11 protein-coding genes are annotated in these 16338 nt (G+C 60.8%); 6 read left to right on the forward strand and 5 right to left on the reverse strand.

Annotated elements, in window-relative coordinates; translation table 11 throughout:
* Positions 1–133 precede the first annotated feature (133 nt).
* A complete protein-coding gene (locus E8L03_RS10550; RefSeq protein ID WP_171267319.1) occupies positions 134–1507 on the reverse strand; it encodes a DUF2254 domain-containing protein in 1374 nt (457 codons plus the stop codon).
* A gap of 286 nt (positions 1508–1793) precedes the next feature.
* Between E8L03_RS10550 and E8L03_RS10555 the strand changes: the two genes are divergently transcribed.
* Positions 1794–2186, forward strand: coding sequence for a class II SORL domain-containing protein (locus E8L03_RS10555; protein ID WP_144306019.1), 393 nt, complete (start codon positions 1794–1796; stop codon positions 2184–2186).
* Between the two features lie 121 nt (positions 2187–2307).
* Here E8L03_RS10555 and E8L03_RS10560 read toward each other — a convergent pair whose 3' ends face one another.
* Positions 2308–3117, reverse strand: a complete 810-nt coding sequence (locus tag E8L03_RS10560) for a phosphatase PAP2 family protein (protein ID WP_171267320.1) — start codon at positions 3115–3117, stop codon at positions 2308–2310.
* 63 nt (positions 3118–3180) lie between these two features.
* A complete protein-coding gene (locus E8L03_RS10565; protein ID WP_144306021.1) occupies positions 3181–3474 on the reverse strand; it encodes a sll1863 family stress response protein in 294 nt (97 codons plus the stop codon).
* Positions 3475–3930: 456 nt separating this feature from the next.
* Here E8L03_RS10565 and E8L03_RS10570 point away from each other — a divergent pair, with 456 nt between their 5' ends.
* From E8L03_RS10570 to E8L03_RS10590, 5 genes are all read left to right on the forward strand, one after another.
* A complete protein-coding gene (locus E8L03_RS10570) occupies positions 3931–5925 on the forward strand; it encodes an alpha-1,4-glucan--maltose-1-phosphate maltosyltransferase (RefSeq protein ID WP_171267321.1) in 1995 nt (664 codons plus the stop codon).
* A gap of 9 nt (positions 5926–5934) precedes the next feature.
* On the forward strand, positions 5935–9291 hold the full coding sequence (gene treS / locus E8L03_RS10575) for a maltose alpha-D-glucosyltransferase (RefSeq protein ID WP_171267322.1): 3357 nt from the start codon (positions 5935–5937) through the stop codon (positions 9289–9291).
* A gap of 1 nt (position 9292) precedes the next feature.
* On the forward strand, positions 9293–11206 hold the full coding sequence (glgB, locus tag E8L03_RS10580) for a 1,4-alpha-glucan branching protein GlgB (protein WP_144306024.1): 1914 nt from the start codon (positions 9293–9295) through the stop codon (positions 11204–11206).
* Positions 11207–11209: 3 nt separating this feature from the next.
* Positions 11210–13093: a malto-oligosyltrehalose trehalohydrolase gene (gene treZ / locus E8L03_RS10585; protein ID WP_171267323.1), complete on the forward strand. Its 1884-nt coding sequence runs from the start codon at positions 11210–11212 to the stop codon at positions 13091–13093.
* Positions 13094–13249: 156 nt separating this feature from the next.
* Complete coding sequence (locus E8L03_RS10590) at positions 13250–14293, forward strand: IS481 family transposase (protein WP_171267324.1); 1044 nt, start codon at positions 13250–13252, stop codon at positions 14291–14293.
* 80 nt (positions 14294–14373) lie between these two features.
* On the opposite strand, the gene E8L03_RS10595 is transcribed toward E8L03_RS10590, so the two are convergent.
* Together E8L03_RS10595 and E8L03_RS10600 are read right to left on the reverse strand one after the other, a co-directional pair.
* On the reverse strand, positions 14374–14886 hold the full coding sequence (locus E8L03_RS10595; protein ID WP_171267325.1) for a hypothetical protein: 513 nt from the start codon (positions 14884–14886) through the stop codon (positions 14374–14376).
* A 25-nt stretch (positions 14887–14911) separates the two neighbouring features.
* Positions 14912–16075, reverse strand: a complete 1164-nt coding sequence (locus tag E8L03_RS10600) for a hypothetical protein (protein ID WP_171267326.1) — start codon at positions 16073–16075, stop codon at positions 14912–14914.
* Positions 16076–16338 lie beyond the last annotated feature (263 nt).

The raw sequence follows: 16338 nt of genomic DNA on the forward strand, positions 1-16338 counted from the left end.
GCCGGTGCAATTGTGGCCGTTTGGTGAAGCGACGCCCTAACCTGTCGACCCTCTGGGTCCATACTACCTTGTTTAGCGAGTCGGACATGGCGAAGCTATCGGAAGAAGACTGATGGCTTTGTAAGACGAATACCTACGCGACCGGCGCGCCGTGCACAACGCGGCGCAGCTTCTGGAAGCGGGACTGCGAATCGGCGATGTCGTTCTCCTCCCCCAGGACTCGCTCCAGCGCGCTGAGCACCATCCGGCCCTGCTCTAACAGCCCGTCCCGCTGCTCCTGCTTCGGGGCTACGTCCGCAATGGCCACCAGCACGTCGAGCATGTGGATGCCCACCGTAGGCGCTGTGACCATGGCCTGGCGTATCTTGTGGAAGGACGCCTCCACGGCCCCCTCGAAGGTGAAAGACTTGAACTGCACGCGGACCCGGCCGTCCTTGTTCAGCCGCCATGGCGAGCCCATGTCCCGCCGGGCCAGATCGGCCAGGGCCACGCCCAGGCGGTCCACACAGGCAATGGCCGTGTGCGGATCGTTGATGCCCGGCGACAGCGCCCGCACCGCCACCTCCACAAGCTGCAGAATGGCGTACTCGAGGTCCTGGTACAGTGTGCGGTCCGACCCGAGCACGATGGAGTTCCGCAGCTTGTAGGCAACGTCCTGGTCGAATTTCTCGTAAGGCCAGACCTCGGCTATGCGGCCGCCGGCCATAATAAAGTCGCCGGGCCGTACCAGCATGCGCACCACCATGTCCCGGTACTCGGCCACGCCCACCACCCACTCGTTATCCATCGCCTGCACATACCCGCTGGTGCGGCTGCGCACCATGTGTGCCTGCTTGGAAAAGTCCTTGGGCAGCGAGGGTTCCGGCTGCGGCTCTTCTTCCACCTGCTCATGGTTCAACGCCCTGGTCTCCTGGTGCAGCTCGTCCAAAGAGTACTCCAGGGGATAGAGGCGTTCGATGTTCTCGCGCAGGTCATCGAAAACCAGGGCAATGACCTGATCCGCCTTGATGGACAACGCCACGTGCTGGATAAAGTAGATGAGCACGAAAAAGCTGAGCACGCCCAGGGTCAGCCCCATGGCCACGGACAAGCGCGGCTCCGTGTCCGGCGACAGGGCATCGAAGCTGCGCAGTACCAGCAAGCAGTGCAGGTAGGTGAGCAGGAACACCCCGAGACACGCCTGGCTTCGGCGGTCGCGCAGGATGGTGCCCAACAACCGCGGACCAAACTGCGACGAGGCCATGGTCAGGGCGACAATGGTCACGGAGAACGTGACGCTGACCACACTGACCATGGAGCTGGCCACGGTGGAGAGCGTGGCCTGACCGCCTTCCAGGCTTTTGCCCACCAGCGGCGGAATCGAGATGTCGTACCCCATGTCGGAAAAAAGAATGTCCAGCGAGATGAAGACATGGGCGGACAAGGCGCCAAGTATGGCCATGGCGGTCGGAATTAGCCAGAAACTACCCAACAGCTTGTAGGCGAAGTTCGTCAATCGCGTGATCATTCCTGATAACCCTCCAGGATAGATACTATCCCGGCTGGGGAGAAAATGTCCATGCCGGGCCGGGAAAACTTGGCATTTGTTCGCTCCGGCTCCCGTTCAGAGCCCAATCGGCGCGTCCGCGCCCGAACCTCGCCTGTTTTTCTCTCCCTTTCCTTTTTCTTTGCAGTCGTGCTATGGTCTTACGATACGACAGTCTTCCGGCGGGTTGCTCCAGGCGCTCCCCCATCCCCGGGCGCTGCATCCCGCCGGTACCACCCCACACATCCCTTCAAGGAGGATATGCACGATGAAAATGGGCGAACTTTTCAAGACCGATGACTGGAAAACCGAAAAACATGTTCCGGTAATCGAGTGTCCCGAGTCTGTTCCGGCCGGCGAGATGTTCGACATCAAGGTGACCCTGGGCAAAGAGGTTGCCCACCCCAACACCACGGAGCATCACATCCAGTGGATTAACGTGTACTTCATGCCTGATGGCGGCAAGGCTGCCTTCCAGATCGGCGCCTTCGAGTTCTCGGCCCACGGCCAGGACGCCAAGGGCCCCAACGAAGGTCCCGTCTACACCCACCACGGCGTTACCTTCAGCATGAAGACCAGCGCTCCCGGCACCGTCGTCGCCAGCGCCTACTGCAACATCCACGGCTTGTGGGAGAACAGCGCATCCATCAGCCTCAAGTAGGACTGCACGCGCTTTCAAAAACAGCAAAGGCCGGCGTCCTCGGATGCCGGCCTTTAATTATGCCCTTTTATTATGGATGTGGGATCGTCCTGCGGGTGACCCGCCGCGTGAAAAAGCTGCCTCACTCACATTCTACGATTTGTTCCTCGGGCGGTCCGTCTTCCCGCCCTTCCCGCTTCCGCCGTGCATACACCTGCGCCGCCGCGCCCAGGCACAGCCAGACCACGCCCGTAAGCCAGCCGCCCAGCACGTCCGTGGCAAAGTGTACGCCCACATACACACGGCTTGCACCTATCAGCGCCAGGAAAACGAGCAGCCAGTATCCGGCCATGACGCGCACCCTGGCCGAGGAGAGCTCCCAGAGAGCGAGCAGCCCCAGAAAGCCGTACACCGAGACCGAGCCTGCGGCGTGGGCGCTGGGAAAGCTTGGCGAGACAACCATCAGCAACGGCGCCACCTCCGAGAGGTCCGGCCGCGGCCTGGCCACCCAGTACTTGAGCAGCCACGTCGTGATCTGTGAACCGAGGACCGTCATCATAAAAGGCCACAGCACCACCTGCCGCGCAAGCGCCGCGATCAGCAGCACGCCCACCACGGCTACAGCCAGAAGGGTGGAGCCGTTGGCCATGTGCGTGATGGCGGCGAACACCGCCGGAAATGGCTTGAGCTGCAACCACGCGGCCATGGCCGAGGCCGCGGCGTCCAGCTGAAAGGGACCGGGATGACGGTGCGCCGCCGCGGTGAGCAGCGCCAGAAGCAAGGCCGCGGCCACGGCGCAGCAGGCAAGCGCCGGGATGGTCAGCCGGCTGCTCCCGCGTCGGAGCGCCTTGGGAGTTCGAGCATACAGCCGGAGCCAGGTAGGCCAGGCGTATACGCCCCCGGCTGCCAGCGCGGCGATCAGGACAGCGAAAAACACGTAGCCGAGAATCATGGAAAATGACATCCGGCCAGACTACGGGATGTCTCATGCGCAGGGCAAGTGGCAGGCGAAGGATTACAGAAACTTGTTCCGCACGTGCTCCAGGGCCATTTCCAGCTCGCCGGCGGCCCGGTCGATGCCTTCCTTGACCTCGTCCCAGGTGCTGCTTGCCTTCTCCACAAGCTGAGCGGCGCGTTCCTCCAGTCGCTCCTTTTTCTCTCGCAACCCGGAAAGCAGCTCCTCATACTCGGATCTGGTCCCATGACCGCTCCATTCCAGCCGCGATTCCAACTCTCTGATATGCTCATCGGCGCGGAGCTTCATGGCGTCCAGCTCCCTGCGGTACGCGCCTTTATCTGCCGGTCTCATTATTTCCTCAACAATGGCGGGTCTTGTCCGGCCCGGTGGATGGTCGTGTCAGTACGGATGTCCGGCTCAATACGATACTCGAATCGCCCTGGCTTGCGTGCAAGGAGTTCAGTGAAATATCGGGCCGCGCCGCCTGATCGCACCGCTCTCGCCATGAAGAGCGATCGCGATGGCCGGATAGGGGTTGGGCAACCAGATACCCAGCCAGGAGCGTCCGGAATTATGCGCAATCGAGCTGCCATGCAGCCATGCGACCGCGCGTTCATGGAGCGCCGGTGGATATTTCCTCGTCGTCTGTTATACTGGCTAGCAGTGTGGCCTGTTTCGCACTGCACGTTCCGAAGTTTCCCCGGCGGATTCCTTCACATCACATACCGGGTCTCCTAAGCTTTTTGTTTTGTGGAAACAGACCCACCCGCCGGAACCGAATCATCGAAAACATCCGAAGGAACGCCCATGTTCGACGGAAAGAAACGAGTGGTTATCGAGAACCCGCGCCCGCGCGTGGACGACGGCCGGTTTCCGGCCAAGCGCGCCCTCTACGAGACCGTGGAGGTCAAGGCCGATATCCTGGTGGACGGCCACGACGCCCTGCGCGCCGTCTGCCTCTTCCGCCGCGAAAGCGAGCAGGAGCACACCGTGCTGGAGATGACGCACCTGGTGAACGACCTCTGGACCGCGGAGTTCCAGATCCTGGCCATGGAGCGCTACTACTTCACCATCCGCGCCTGGGTCGATCCCTACGCCAGCTGGCTGAACAACCTGCGCAAGAAGCACGAGGCCAGGCAGGACGTGGCCGTGGAGCTGGCCGACGGCGCATTGCTCATCGAGCAGGCCGCCGCACGCGCGCCTGTCCAGGAGGACCGCGAGAATCTGCACCGCTACGCCGCCATGCTACGGGAGTCCGCCCAGGGCGACGCCGTGCTGCTGGCCGGCGGGGCCGGGGTCTCGGAGCTCATGGCCCGCTACCCGGACCCCAACACCTTCAGTGAGTACGGCCAGGAGCTGGTCATCGAGCCCGAGCCGGCCAAGGCCGCCTTCTCCACCTGGTACGAGGTCTTCCCCCGCTCCACAGGCATGGGGCTGGCCCACGGCACCTTCGCCACCCTGGAGGAGCTGCTGCCCAGAATCGCCGCCGCTGGGTTCGACGTGGTCTACCTGCCGCCCGTCCACCCCATCGGCAGCACCTTCCGCAAGGGCAAGGACAACAGCCCGGACGCCGGACCGGACGACGTGGGCTCGCCCTGGGCCATCGGCAGCGAGGACGGCGGCCACAAGTCCGTGCATCCGCAGCTCGGGACCATGGAGGACTTCGAGCGCCTCGTGACCATAGCCAAGGACAAGTACGGCATCGACGTCGCCATCGACATTGCCTTCCAGTGCTCGCCGGACCACCCCTACGTGCAGGAGCACCCCGAGTGGTTCCGGATGCGCTCCGACGGCACCATCCAGTACGCGGAAAACCCACCCAAGAAGTACCAGGACGTCTACCCCTTCAACTTCGAGTGCGACGACTGGATAGGACTCTGGGCGGAGCTCAAGTCCATCTTCAAGTTCTGGATCGAACGCGGCGTGCGCATCTTCCGCGTGGACAACCCGCACACCAAGCCGCTGCCCTTCTGGGAGTGGTGCCTGGGCGAGCTGCGCAAGGAGCACCCGGAGATCATCTACCTCTCAGAGGCCTTCACCCGGCCCAAGATCATGTACCGGCTGGCCAAGGCGGGTTTCACCCACTCGTACACCTACTTCACCTGGCGCAACTCCAAGCAGGAGCTCACCCAGTACCTCACCGAGCTGGTGGAGCACGCCCCGCGGGACTATTTCCGGCCCAACTTCTGGCCCAACACACCGGATATCCTGCCGGAGTATTTACAATATGGCGGACGCCCGGCCTTCATCATCCGCCTGGTGCTCGCCGCCACCCTCTCCTCCAACTACGGCATCTACGGCCCGGCCTTCGAGCTGTGCGAAAACGAGGCCGTGCCCGGCACTATCGACTACGTGCACTCGGAAAAGTACGAGATCCGCGACTGGAACCTGGAGCAGTCCGGCACGCTGTGGCCGTTCCTTACCCTGGTGAACCGGATACGCCGCGAGAACCCGGCCCTGCAGCAAACCTGGAACCTGCGGTTCCTGCCCACGGACAACGACTTCGTCATCTTCTTTGCCAAGGAGAGCTCCGAAAAGGCAGAGCCCGGCTCCGAGGTCATCCTGGTGGCCGTGAACCTGGACCCGCACAACCCGCAGACCGCCACCCTCACCCTGCCGTTGGAGGAGTACGGCATCGACGAGAGCCAGACCTACATGGTCCACGACCTTCTGGGGGACGACAAGTTCGTGTGGCAGGGTCGGCACAACCGCCTGGACTTCGACCCGCGCCAGCTGCCGGCGCGCATCTTCCGGCTCAAGAGAAAGCTGAAGCGCGAAACCGACTTCGACTACTTCATGTAGGATATGTGCATGGCGCCGAAAAAACGAAACGACACACAACAGCCCGAGTGGGCCCCGGAGTGGTACCGCGACGCCATCATCTACCAGCTTCCGCTCAAGAGCTTTTCGGACGGCGACGGCGACGGCGTTGGCGATTTCCAGGGCCTCATCTCCAGGCTCGACCATCTGGTGCGCCTGGGCGTGGACGTGGTCTGGCTGCTGCCCTTCTACCCCTCGCCCATGAGGGACGACGGCTACGACATCGCGGACTTCACGGCCGTGCACCCGGACTACGGCACCATGGCCGACTTCAAGCGCTTCATGAAGGAGGCGCACACGCGCGACCTCAAGGTCATCACCGAGATCGTCTTCAACCACACCTCGGATCAGCACCCCTGGTTCCAGAAATCCCGCCGCGCCAAGCCTGGCAGCGCCTGGCGCGACTACTACGTCTGGAGCGACACGCCGGAGAAGTACGAAGACGCGCGGATCATCTTCCCGGACTTCGAGCGCTCCAACTGGGCATGGGACCCCACGGCCGGGGCCTACTACTGGCACCGCTTCTACTCCCACCAGCCGGACCTGAACTTCGAGAATCCCAGGGTCCACAAGGCCATGCTCGACGTGCTCGATTTCTGGTTCGGCCTCGGCGTGGACGGCGTGCGCCTGGACGCCCTGCCCTACCTGTATGAGCAGGACGGCACCAGCTGCGAGAACCTGCCCCAGGTCTTCGAGTTCCTCAAAAAGGTCCGCGCCCATGTGGACAAAAAGTTCCCGGGCCGGGTGCTGCTCACAGCGGCCAACCAGTGGCCCGAGGACGCCGCCGCCTACTTCGGCAATGGCGACGCCTGCCACATGGCCTTCCACTTTCCGCTCATGCCGCGCATGTTCATGGCCCTGGAGATGGAGAACCGCTACCCCATCGTGGATATCCTGGAGCAGACCCCGGCCATTCCGGACGGCTGCCAGTGGGCCATATTCCTGCGCAACCACGACGAGCTGACCCTGGAAATGGTCACGGACGAAGAGCGCGACTACATGTACCGCATCTTTGTGGAGGACCCGCGGGCGCGCGTGAACCTGGGCATCCGAAGACGCCTGGCCCCGCTTCTGGACAACGACCGCCGCAAGATCGAGGTCATGAACGTCATCCTCATGACCATGCCGGGCTCGCCCGTGCTCTACTACGGCGACGAGATCGGCATGGGCGACAACTACTACCTGGGCGACCGCGACGGCGTGCGCACACCCATGCAGTGGTCGGCGGACCAGAACGCCGGCTTCTCCCGCGCCAACCCGCAACGGCTCTGCCTGCCGCTGATCATCGACCCGGAGTACCACTACAACTCGCTCAACGTGGCCACCCAGGAGAACCGCCGCTCATCGCTTCTGTGGTGGATGCGCCGGCTCATCGCCATGCGGCGGGAGCACTGCTGCTTCGGCCGGGGGGACATCGAGTTCCTGAGCCCGGACAACCCCAAGATCCTGGCCTACGTACGCACATTGCCCAGCGAAAATGGCGAGTCCGACGGCGGGCACGACCGCATCCTTACAGTGGTGAACCTCTCGCGCCACGCCCAGACCGCCGCGCTGGATCTCTCCGCCTTTGCCGGAAGCGAGGTGCTCGACCTCTTCAGCCGCAACCCCTTCCCCGCGGTGGGCGAGGAGCCCTACGTGCTCACCTTCGGGCCGTACACCTACTACGTCTTCCATCTGGAAGAGGAGGCCGGGCGCACGGAGATAGCCTCGGGAGCGCTGCCGCAGATTTCCGGCCGGTCGTGGCCCGCCGTGCTGGCCGATCCCGGCGTGGTCCGCGCGCTGGAGAAGCGCATCCTGCCCGCATACATGAAGCGCCAGCGCTGGTATGGCGGCAAGGCGCGCATCGACCGCGCCTTCACGGTCATCGACCGCATCCAGATCAAGAAGAACGGCCAGTCCCCCACCATCCTGCTGGTGCAGGTAGAGTATCAGGAGGGCGACCCGGAGATTTACCTGCTGCCCCTGGCTTTTGCCCAGCGGTCCGTGGATGAGGCAGACTACGAGATGCCGCGCGGCTCCGTGGCCTGGCTCACCCTGAATGAAGGAAGCGAGGGCGCGTTGTACGAGGCGGTGTTCAGCCGGCGGTTCTGCCGCGCCCTGCTGGAGGTCATTGCCGGCCGCAAGCGCATCGCCACCAAGCTGGGCAAGCTGCACCCCGCCAGCACAAAACCGCTCAAGGCGCTGTGGCAGACCGAAGCGGCAGAGCTCAAGCCGCGGCTGTTGGGCGCGGAGCAGTCCAACACCTCCATACTGTACGGCGATGAGCTCATCCTGAAGCTCTACCGCCGCACCGAGAAGGGCCAGCACCCGGACCTGGAGATAGCCCGCCACCTGACCGAGGTCGCCGGGTTCGAACACACGCCGGCCTACGCCGGGGCCCTGGAGCTCAGGCCCAACGCCGGCGGCACCATTGTCCTGGGCCTCATGCAGCGCTTCGTGCCCAACCAGGGCGACGCCTGGGAGCTCTCGCAGGATCTCGTCTCCCGCTACTTCGACCAGGTGCTCACCCTTCCCGAGGACACCAGGCCGCCCAAAGTGGAGACCAGGCTGATGGCGCTGGCCGAGGACCCGCAGCTGCCGCCACCCCTGGACGAGATGCTCTCGGGCCAGACCCTGGAGACGGTCCGGCTGCTGGGCCAGCGCACGGCCGAGCTGCACATCGCCCTGGCCGGCTCGGACGACCCGGGCTTTGCCCCGGAGAAGTTCACGCGGCTCTACCAGCGCTCCCTGTTGCAATCCATCCAGAACAAGGCGCGCCAGGAGCTGCGCTTCATGAAAAAGGCGCTTACCAATCTACCGGAGAACCTGGCCGAGGAAGCATCTGCTATACTGTCCCTGGAGCCGGCGATCATGGCCCGGCTGGACGGCATCATGGACACCACGCTGGACGCCTGGAAGATACGCACCCACGGCGACTACCACCTGGGCCAGGTGCTCTTTACCGGCAAGGACTTCATGATCCTCGACTTCGAGGGCGAGCCCTCCAAGCCTCTCTCGGAGCGACGGCTCAAGCGCTCCCCGGTGCGCGACGTGGCCGGCATGGTGCGCTCATACCACTACGCCGCCTACAACGGCCTGCTCGCCGGCGGCCTGGGCCCGGCAGAGCAGAGCCGGCTCGAACCATGGGCCGACCTCTGGTACCGCTTCGCCGCCGCCTTCTTCCTGCACGGCTATCGAAACGCCATAGCCGGCCGTTCGCTGGTGCCGGCAAGCGCCGTACAGTTCGAGAATCTGCTCGTACCCTACCTCCTGGAAAAAGCGTTGTACGAGATGGGCTACGAGTTGAACAACCGTCCCGACTGGGTGATCATACCCCTGCGCGGGATCAAGCATTTAGCCGGAGTGTAACATGGACGAACGAGTCCTCTACGGAAAAGGGTTGCTGACTAAGGACGACATCTACCTCTTCAGGGAAGGCCGCCACTACAGGCTGTACGAAAAGATGGGCTCCCACATCATGGAGGTGGACGGCGTGCGCGGCACGCACTTCGCCGTCTGGGCTCCCAACGCCGCCTCGATATCGGTGAGCGGCGACTTCAACGGCTGGGACACCGAGTCCCACCCTCTGGCACCGCGCTGGGATGAGTCCGGCATCTGGGAGGGCTTCATCCCCGGCGTGGACCGCGGTGCGCTCTACAAGTACCACATCAAATCCAGTGTAAACGGCTATGTGGTGGACAAAGGCGACCCCTTTGCCTTCACCTGGGAGCTGCCGCCCAACACGGCCTCCGTGGTCTGGGATCTGGATTATGGCTGGAACGACTCCGGCTGGATGGGCCAGCGCGGCGAAAAGAACGGCCTCGCCAGCCCCATGTCCGTCTACGAGATGCACCTGGGCTCCTGGCGGCGCGTGCCAGAGGAAGGGGCCCGGCCCCTCTCCTACCAGGAGCTGGCCGAGCAGCTGCCCGGCTACCTGAACGAGATGGGCTTCACCCACGTGGAGTTCCTGCCCGTGATGGAGCACCCCTTCTACGGCTCGTGGGGCTACCAGTCCCTGGGCTACTTCGCGCCCACCTCGCGCTATGGCTCGCCCCAGGACTTCATGCGGCTCATCGACGCCCTGCACGAGTCCGGCATCGGCGTGCTGCTCGACTGGGTGCCCTCGCACTTTCCCACGGACGAGCACGGCCTGGGCTACTTCGACGGCACGCATCTATACGAGCACGAGGACCCGCGCCAGGGCTTCCACCCGGACTGGCAGTCCGACATCTACAACTACGGCCGCAACGAGGTCCGCTCATTCCTCATCTCCAGCGGCATCTTCTGGCTGGACAAGTTCCACGCCGACGGCCTGCGCGTGGACGCCGTGGCCTCCATGCTCTACCTGGACTACTCCCGCAACGAAGGCGAGTGGATTCCCAACAGGTTCGGCGGCCGCGAGAACATCGAGGCCATCGAGTTCCTGCGCATTATGAACGAGGCCGTGTACAAGGAGTTCCCGGACACCCAGACCATGGCCGAGGAGTCCACGGCCTGGCCCCAGGTCTCCCGGCCCACCTACCTGGGCGGCCTGGGCTTCGGCATGAAGTGGAACATGGGCTGGATGCACGACACCCTGGCCTACTTCTCCATGGACCCCATCCACCGCAAGTACCACCAGGGCCAGCTCACCTTCTCCATCTGGTACGCCTTTAACGAGAACTTCGTGCTGCCGCTTTCCCACGACGAGGTGGTGCATGGAAAAGGCTCGCTTCTGGGCAAGATGCCCGGCGACTCCTGGCAGAAGTTCGCCAACCTGCGCCTGCTCCTGGGCTACATGTGGGCGCATCCTGGTAAAAAATTGCTCTTCATGGGCGGGGAGTTCGGCCAGGGACTGGAGTGGAACCACGACTCCTCCCTCTCCTGGGACCAGCTCCAGTACGACAACCACCGCGGTGTAAAACGCTGGATGGAGGACCTGAACCGCTTCTACCAGTCCGAGCCCGCGCTCTACGCCAAAGACTTCAGCCAGGACGGTTTCGCCTGGGTGGACTTCCACGACTCGGAGCAGTCCATCGTCATCTTCATGCGCAAGGACGGCGAGGGCCGCACCGTGCTCGTGGCGCTCAACGGCACGCCCGTGCCGCGCTCCAACTACCGCGTCGGCGTGCCCTCGGCCGGGTACTGGCGCGAGGTCCTGAACAGCGACTCCACCGAGTACGGCGGCGCCGGCTGGGGCAACCTGGGCGGCGTGGAGTCCAAGCCCGTGCCTTCGCACGACTTCTTCGACTCCATCTCCCTCACCCTGCCGCCCCTGGGCATTGTCTTCTTCAGGAAGGATTAACCCATGCGCCGCGCCATAGATGAACGTCTTCGCCGGTCTGCAGGGCCGTATCGGCTGCCCGGCCAGAAAGCGCGCTGGATGTTCCCGCTGTGGGCGCCGCGCGCCGAAACCGTGGTGCTGGAGCTGCTCGATCCCGAGTCGTGCGGCGTCGTCATGGCTGCGCATGAAGGCGGTCTCTGGACCGCAGAGGTCGAAGGCCTGAGCGCCGGGGATCGCTACCGCTACAGGCTGCGTCACTGTGGCGAGGACGAGTGGATCACCCGGCCGGACCCGGCGAGCCACAGCCAGCCCGAGGGCGTGCACGGCCCGTCGGCGTTGGTAAACCACGCGGCGCACGGCTGGTCCGTTCCGGAGTTCACCCCGCCGCCCCTGAACGAGCTGATTCTCTACGAGTTGCACATGGGGACATTCAGCACGCGCGGCACCTTTGACGCGGCCATCAAGCGGTTGGACCACCTGGTGAACCTGGGCGTGACCGGGGTGGAGGTCATGCCCGTGGCTCCGTGCCCGGGCAAGCGCAACTGGGGATACGACGGGGTCTCACTCTTTGCCGTGCACGAGGCGTACGGTGGACCGGAAGGGTTCAAGCGATTCATCGACGCCTGCCACGAGCGCGGCCTAGCCGTGGTCCTGGACGTGGTCTACAACCACCTGGGACCGGAGGGAAACTACCTGCGCGACTTCGGCCCCTACTTTACCAATGCCTACAAGACGCCGTGGGGCGAGGCCGTGAACTTCGACGCCGCCGGCTCGGACTTTGTGCGCGGCTACTTCATCGCCAACGCCCTGCACTGGCTGGAGCGCTACCATGTCGACGGCTTCCGGCTGGACGCCGTGCACGCCATCTATGACCGCCGGCCAGTGCACATCCTGGCCGAGCTGGCCGATACTGTGGACGAGTACGAGCAGGCCACGGGCCGGCTCTGCCACGTCATCGCCGAAACCCACGACAACAACCCGCGGCTGATCACGCCCACATCCGCGGGCGGCCTGGGCATGGACTCGGCCTGGTCCGACGACTTCCATCACGCCATGCACGCTCTGCTCACGGGCGAGCGCGAGGGATTCTACGCCGACTACGGCAGCCCCACGGACGCGGCCCTGGCCTTGGAAAAGGGCTTTGCTTATGAGGGCCAATACTCGCAGTGGATGGGCCGCAGCCACGGCGCTCCGGCCCACGGCCTGGCCGGGGAAACATTCACCATCTTCCTGCAGACCCACGACATGGTGGGCAACCGCGCCGGCTCGGACCGGCTGGCCGCGCTCGTTCCCATGGAGGCGTGCCGCGCCGCGGCGGTAACGTTCCTGCTCGCGCCGTACCTGCCGCTGCTGTTCATGGGCGAGGAGTACGCCGAGACCAACCCCTTCAACTACTTCGTGCACCACGGCGACGACTGGCTGGTGCAGGCCGTGCGTGAGGGCCGCAAGCGCGAGTTCAGCAAATTTCGCTGGCGCAAGGAACCCACGGACCCGCAAGCCGAGTCTACTTTTCTGGACTCCAGGCTGGACTGGGACAAGCTGGAGCAGCCGCGCCACGCCGCCATGCTCGCCCTGTACACGGCGCTGCTAAAACTACGGCGCGAGAACCCTGCGCTCAAAGGCTGCGACCGCGACGGTTTCCACGTGCTCCAGGGATCAAACGCGTCCTTGGGCTACACCCGCGCCACGCCGGACCGAAGCCGCAGCGTGTGCGTCATCGCCAACCTCGGCGCGGAGGACCCCACGCTGCTCATGCCGCCCTCGGCCGGGGAAACGGGCTGGCGGCTGCTGCTCGATACCGGGGAGGAACGCTTCGGCGGCCGCGGCGCGCTCCTGCCCGAGACCGCCGGCCCCGGCGGCCTGCTGTCCCTTGGTCCCTGGGCCGCCGGTGTGTATGAGGGGGAATAGGATGTCGTTTTCCTAACCGCCCGCCGAGGAAACATAAGAATGAACTGAGATGGATATAACCTGACACCTGGGCCACCAAAAGGTTGTGGTCATGCCGTCCCTGGCTGGGTATCGATGGAGTTGCGAAGCTTCACGAACCCTTTCGAGGAGAACGCCATGACCACGAAACGCAAAGTAGCACGAAGGAAGATGAGTCTGCTAGAGCTGGCCACTGAATTGGGCAACGTCAGCAAAGCGTGCAAAATCATGGGCTATTCCAGGCAGCAGTTCTACGAGATCCGGCGCAACTACCAGACCTTCGGCGCCGAAGGTCTATTGGACCGCCTGCCCGGGCCGCGAGGCCCGCACCCCAACCGCGTCGACGAGGCTGTCGAGCAGGCCATTCTCGACTACTGCTTGGCTCACCCCACGCACGGACCGCTCCGCGTCGCCCAACAGCTTGTCCTGCAAGGCGTCCAGGTCAGCTCCGGCGGTGTCCGCGGCGTCTGGAGCCGGCACGGCTTGCTCACACGCCACGAGCGGTTGCTGCGGCTGGAGAAGAGCGTGCGAGAGCAGCGTTTGGAGCTCTCGGACGAACAAATCCGCGTCCTGGAGCGCTTCAGTCCCGAGTTTCGCGACCGGCACATCGAGACGCGTCACACCGGCGATCTTGTGGCCGTGGACACCTTCTTCGTGGGCACGCTCAAGGGCGTTGGACGCGTGTATTTGCAGTCGGTTATCGACTGCCACAGCCGCTATGCCTGGGGCCGACTCTACACCACCAAGTTGCCGGTTACCGCGGTTCACGTGCTCAATGAGGACGTGCTGCCGTTCTTCGAGGAGCACATCGCGCGCATTTCGACGATTCTCTCGGACAACGGTCGCGAGTTCTGCGGTCGCCCGGACAAGCATCCGTACGAATTGTTCTTGCAATTAGAAGGGATTGAGCACCGGACAACGCAGGTTCGCCGGCCGCAGAGCAACGGCTTTGTGGAGCGGTTGCATCGGACATTGCTCGACGAGCATTTCCGCATCAAGGGCCGCGAGAAGTGGTACGAATCGGTGGAGGAAATGCAAGAGGATCTGGACAGTTACCTGAACCACTACAACCGGGAACGCACCCATCAGGGCCGCGGCATGGACGGCCGAGTGCCCTACCAGGCGTTCCTGGATGGCATCGTAACCGACGAGGCAGAGGTAGAAAAAGAAGAAGCAGCGTAGCCATCACCCCGCCAGGGGCGGAGTGTCAGGTGAATACTATCTCTGTACAATAAGAATACTATCTCTGTACCGGCCATGTCTTAGGGAGAAGGTCTGCGCTTTTTTCGTCCAAAAACAAAAAGACTAAAAATAAATCCCATCACTGTGAAGTAATCTCCTGTCTTAGAAAAAAAATCGGATACAGAGGGATACCCTTGCGCTACATGAAAAATAATGACGGCACCTATAATGAAAAACAATATTCTAAAAATTGGGTACATCGATTCCGTTACAAAAAAAAGGACCCCGACAACCAAAACTAAAACGAGCACCACAACGTCTACAAGCTTGCTGTCTATAAAGAAATACAAGATCGCCGACAACGTGAGAAGTGGCGCAACTATCGTACTATTAATATGTTGCACTTTTTTGACACGGGCATGCCAAATATTTAGGCGATTAATTTCAGCATCAACTTTCTGTAAGATATCGCAGAGTTCTTTCAACCCTTTTTTGATTCTGTCTTCGTCAGAAAGGCTTAAGGACGTTGACTTGGACAGAACTTTTCTCGAAAATTCCTCGATGGCTTGAAGTGCATCTTTCTTCTCTGCCAACCTTTGAATCTGTTTGGTGTAACTTCTAAACATCGCAAGAGCTTATTTTATAAGTTCTAATTAACTCAAAAGCATACGCAGCATCCAGAGTTTTGCGGCGGAGATACCTAGTTATAAGAGAAGTTCCAAATCCAACTATATTACTTTTATATCTGTCGTATCTTTCACTTGAAAACGTTACCCTTACACCCGAATGCGTCTCTGGCAAGCACGAGGCAAGATCTTGAACAGATTCAATTAATTCTTTCAAGCGTATAAGCGCATTTTCTGCAAGTTCATCTGAATGAGGACTTTTCTCAATGAGCTTGGCACATCTTAGTAGCAAAAAAATATGCTGATCTATTGCACCAAAGTCATCATAGTATTTTTTCTTATAGTGAACACGGTACATACCTTTCGAATAATGACCATCGCTCACATTTTCAACGCTTGTGCATACCTCCGGCCGTTGATATGGCACTCGCGGCGAGAGAAGGCGATTCAGCCCATACAAGGTATCTCCTCCGCCGTTAAATATTGCCAAAAAATATCCCTCCAAAAATGAGGACAACTCGGCTACTTCGTCATCGTTATTGTCTTGGATATATGGATATTTAATAAAAGGCTTATTAAGACAAAAAGAAAAAAATGCATCTTCTTTCGTAACATCTGTGACTTGTTCCCACCATGCACTTTTCATATCAAAGGCCAAAGATAATTTGAAAAACTCGAAGACAGAACTCAGAATGCTAATATTCGAATCGATTACTAGAATATCGCATAAATCATCTACAAAAACCCGTCCAGCCTTGAACCCAGCATGAAATAGCGCGCGTCGAACGGGGCTATCATTGGAATAATGAGCCGGGGAAAATAAAGAATTCTGCGATGCATGTCTTAAAGAAGAAAAAAGCTCAATAACGGTTTCCTTTGAGAAAGCAATATTATCATCTCTTCCCCAGATTCGAAATCTATTCTCGCGAACATGCTCAAAGTGATACTCAAAATGGGTTTGCAAAGATGTTCTGAGTCTTTGTTTAAATTCTTCTTGTATTGTTTCAAATAGTGAATCTGTAGTCTCTTTGACTAATACTTCAGAGCTCTTAGATATTAGTTCTTTTTCTATTTCACTAGACTGCTTACCCATAACAGGAGAAAGATTATCAAATGAGCTCATTACAATTTTGTCCAGATCCTTCAGCCGATTCATTTCACCCCCTCCATGCTAGAATTATTTCAATTATTTTTATAATAATGCTTCTCAAATATCGCGTCAACAACAAATACGCTGGTATTGAATATCCTTTTGGTGATTTCACAACGCCCAGACATCATGAATGTATCAGAGGCAAGAATTCGCAGCACCAACACCTTTTCAGGGGATGCGTGCCTTTATCGCAATTCTTTATCAATTATGTCAATTTAATAATTCGACCACATTACTAGCCCGCCTATATCGAGGCAGGTGATCTT

Origin of the sequence: Oceanidesulfovibrio marinus (genome assembly GCF_013085545.1) — a bacterium.
In the GTDB taxonomy this organism is placed as follows: domain Bacteria; phylum Desulfobacterota; class Desulfovibrionia; order Desulfovibrionales; family Desulfovibrionaceae; genus Oceanidesulfovibrio; species Oceanidesulfovibrio marinus.

Bases quoted from the DNA above. Each gene is read 5' to 3' on its own strand.
- E8L03_RS10550 (WP_171267319.1), bottom strand. From the start codon at position 1,507: ATGATCACGCGATTGACGAACTTCGCCTACAAGCTGTTGGGTAGTTTC.
- E8L03_RS10555 (WP_144306019.1), top strand. From the start codon at position 1,794: ATGAAAATGGGCGAACTTTTCAAGACCGATGACTGGAAAACCGAAAAA.
- E8L03_RS10560 (WP_171267320.1), bottom strand. From the start codon at position 3,117: ATGATTCTCGGCTACGTGTTTTTCGCTGTCCTGATCGCCGCGCTGGCA.
- E8L03_RS10565 (WP_144306021.1), bottom strand. From the start codon at position 3,474: ATGAGACCGGCAGATAAAGGCGCGTACCGCAGGGAGCTGGACGCCATG.
- E8L03_RS10570 (WP_171267321.1), top strand. From the start codon at position 3,931: ATGTTCGACGGAAAGAAACGAGTGGTTATCGAGAACCCGCGCCCGCGC.
- treS (WP_171267322.1), top strand. From the start codon at position 5,935: ATGGCGCCGAAAAAACGAAACGACACACAACAGCCCGAGTGGGCCCCG.
- glgB (WP_144306024.1), top strand. From the start codon at position 9,293: ATGGACGAACGAGTCCTCTACGGAAAAGGGTTGCTGACTAAGGACGAC.
- treZ (WP_171267323.1), top strand. From the start codon at position 11,210: ATGCGCCGCGCCATAGATGAACGTCTTCGCCGGTCTGCAGGGCCGTAT.
- E8L03_RS10590 (WP_171267324.1), top strand. From the start codon at position 13,250: ATGACCACGAAACGCAAAGTAGCACGAAGGAAGATGAGTCTGCTAGAG.
- E8L03_RS10600 (WP_171267326.1), bottom strand. From the start codon at position 16,075: ATGAATCGGCTGAAGGATCTGGACAAAATTGTAATGAGCTCATTTGAT.